The organism is Nostoc sp. (assembly GCF_036916985.1).
Taxonomy (GTDB): domain Bacteria; phylum Cyanobacteriota; class Cyanobacteriia; order Cyanobacteriales; family Nostocaceae; genus Nostoc.
The window spans coordinates 1-3,106 of sequence record NZ_JBALFD010000017.1 but is presented as its reverse complement, the minus strand read 5'-3'; the positions used below and the strand labels follow the sequence as shown (position 1 = coordinate 3,106).

General features: G+C 38.2%; 2 protein-coding genes and 1 pseudogene. 1 reads left to right on the top strand and 2 read right to left on the bottom strand.

Annotation, left to right across the window (positions count from 1 at the left end; translation table 11 throughout):
• Positions 1-1,492: tetratricopeptide repeat protein (locus V7L07_RS06015; protein ID WP_335055936.1), on the bottom strand; the 1,492-nt coding region annotated here is incomplete at its 3' end.
• 384 nt (positions 1,493-1,876) lie between these two features.
• Between V7L07_RS06015 and V7L07_RS06010 the strand changes: the two genes are divergently transcribed.
• Complete coding sequence (locus V7L07_RS06010) at positions 1,877-2,593, top strand: tetratricopeptide repeat protein (RefSeq protein ID WP_335055934.1); 717 nt, start codon at positions 1,877-1,879, stop codon at positions 2,591-2,593.
• Positions 2,594-2,654: 61 nt separating this feature from the next.
• Here the strand turns inward: V7L07_RS06010 and V7L07_RS06005 are convergent.
• Positions 2,655-3,106: pseudogene (locus tag V7L07_RS06005) on the bottom strand (hypothetical protein); the annotation flags it as partial.

Sequence of the window (3,106 nt, the reverse complement as noted above, 5' to 3'; positions counted from 1 at the left end):
TATTATCCCGAAAGGAAAACTGTACATCTGGATTGAGAGTAATTAAATCATTGCGTAAATATTTGAGAGTATTTACCGCTTCAGTGTAGTTAGCGATCGCTCCAGTCACATCTCCTTGTATTCTAAGTATGTACCCTAGTTGCCATTGCCACAAATAACCTATATCCCCAGCTTTTATCGCTTGGGCTACCATTAAAGCTTCCTGTGTCAGTTTTTGAGCATTAGATATATCCTGGTTTTCTAGATATAATCCACCCAATGCGCCTAAAGCATAAGCAACTGAACGCTCATCATCCATGCTTCTAGCCTGCTGTACAGATGTCGCTAACATTTGGGCAATTTCTTTCGATGAAGGAATGTCTGCGTTGGTAGCTTGTTTCAAGCACACCAAGTTCTGAGCAAAATTAATTTGTGCGTAATTTGCTGTGTGACTTGGGGGGATTTTAGCTAGCTTTACTTGAATTTCAGAAGATAATTTCTTCGCTTGTGACCATTGCTGAAGTTTCAACAATATACTCAAATGATTAAGTTGGGCTTGGATTTGTGAGAGTGGTAAGGTTGCTGTGGTGACAGCTTCTTCATAGAATTGCGCTGCTTGTTGATAAAATTTGAGAGATTCTGTAGAGACAGGTTTGTTAATACAATGTAACGGAGTATAGTTTTCTAAACTGATACTTTCTTGCTGCGAGATTTGTCTATTACCTAAAGCAAGTGCGGTATTACCTAAACTTAGCAGCGCAGCACTGATTTCTGAAGGAGATTGTAATTTTTTGGCGATGTCTCGGCTTTGTTGTAAAACCTTAAAGGATGGTTCTAAATCACCGACTAATTGCAGAACATCACCAAAGCTACGTAAAGCTATAGCTTTAACAAGCGAATCTGGTTGCTGTTCAAGACGGGGTTGTAACTCTTCTAAGGTGGTGCGAGCTTGATGGTAAAGCCCTAATGCTTGCTCTGCCATACTTTGGTTAATCAAACTGCGGATGATACCAACTTCATCACCTGCTTGAGTATATGTATTAGCCGATTGCTTCCATGAGTCTAAAGCTTGTTCAGTTCTGCCTAGTTCTAATTGCAGATTTCCTTGAATATCTAGAGTTTGTGCCAAGATTATTGCAAAGTTCTGAGTTTTGAGTTGTGAATCTTTTAAGAGGTTGAGACTTTGTGTAATTGCAGCTTCGGCTTTTTTCCACTGTCCAAGTTGCTTAAAGACTAACGAAAGATTGCTTAACGCCATTGCCTTTCCTAGTTCGTCTTTTTGCAGATTAAAAGTATCTGTTGCTTGTTGCAAAATTCTTACTGCTTCAGATAACTGTCCAGTTTCATAGAGTTTTCGACCTTGTTCAACCAATAGTTGAGCATTTGGTTGGGTCTGGGGAAATTGAGAGAAGGCGGGATGTGAAATTACCCAAACGCTTAACAAGGCAGCTAAGACAACTATTGTAATTCTTTTTAACCACTTCTTAAAATAAAAGCGACTTTTGCAAGTCACGATAATACTTTTTAGAAAGCTTTGCACTACAAGGAAAAATCGATATCTTATTTTTTTTCTCACTGACTTTGCCTCGGACTCATTTTCACTAGCGGCAGCTTTACAGAAGTAATTTATCAGCGCAATATCTGGCTTTATTATCTTGCTCAAACGGATATAGCCGTAGCAAAAAGTAGTTATTGTTTATTGCTAAGTACTTTTATCATACTTTTATTTAGATATCCTTGAGAAATATATTTTCTTTAGAATCTTAACAAAACACAAGTGTTAATTCTAAAAATTTTCTGAAATTAAGCTGCTTGATGTTTTGAACGCATAATATCAATTTGCTTATACCCATAAATACATAGAAATCATCTTTCACATCCTCAAGGTCAATAATATATGCCAATAGCTCCTAAAATCCTACAAAAGAATTCTCGTGAATTTGTATTCAATACAACAATTAATTCCCTTGAGCCTCATAGAAAAGAAAGCAGCAAATTAGTTTTTGATAAAAATTATCTCCGCTCTAGTGCTTTAAAATTGGCTCAAAAAGGATATTATCATGAGGCGATCGCATTGTTGAACAAATTACTTGACCGCGATTCTAATAATGCTATCGATTACAACAACCGGGGGCTAATCTATTTTCAGAGTGGTGAGAAACAAAAAGCTTTTTGTGACTATAATACTGCTATACAACTAAATCTGAAGTTGGTGGCTGCTTATAACAATCGAGCAAATTACTATGTTAGTTGTGGAGACTTAGCAGCAGCGATCGCCGACTACGAGCGCGCAATTAATTTAAATCCTACATATATTCGAGCTAGGATTAATCGAGGCATTACCTTACGTGACTTAGGGCAATATGAAGAGGCAATTGACAATTTTGAAATAGCGCTGCTTTTCGGTCAACTAGAAGCTTATATTTTGGCTGAATGTGGTAGAACTCATCATCTTTGGGGTGATTGGAATTGTGCGCTGACTGCTTATAATCGTGCTTCTACGCTACTGTCTCGTATCGATGCCAAAAAGGAAGTTTTTAGTTATCGCTTGCATTTACAACTTGAAAGTTGGTTAAACGAACTATTACTTCTTCAGAATTTTAACGCCCATTGATTAGCGAATAATTATTTATTCTAGCTTCTCTCAACTCGAATTTAGAGAAAAGCAACTTGCATTATTTTTGAATAGCGGTGGCTTGAGATGGGCAAGCTGTGATGGGCGTTCGCGTAGTGTCGGCGATCGCTGAAGTAAAAGTATTGGTCTGTGTAGCTACGGGTGCAGAGGCTATTAGCTCTACTGCACCAGAGTTATTTATTACCCAACTAGTAGCTTCTACAATAGTTGGGCTAATTTGCTTAACTTCTAATTGAGGACTTTTGCGCCCTAGACTCCGACTCAAGTGTAAATTGTCTCTTACATTTGTGCTTTTTTGTTCTTGAGGATTCAATGTCACCCAATCAACGGTTGCAGTTTGATTAGTGCGAAGTGCTTGGGTTGGTAAAGGTGGCAAACCGCCGCGTCCGGTGATGGTAAATGAATTGCCTTTATTTGCTGGACAGCCTTGAGCAATCAAGCCAGACCGATCTACAAAATTGACTGGCAATTCCACTAATCCGTTACTGGGAT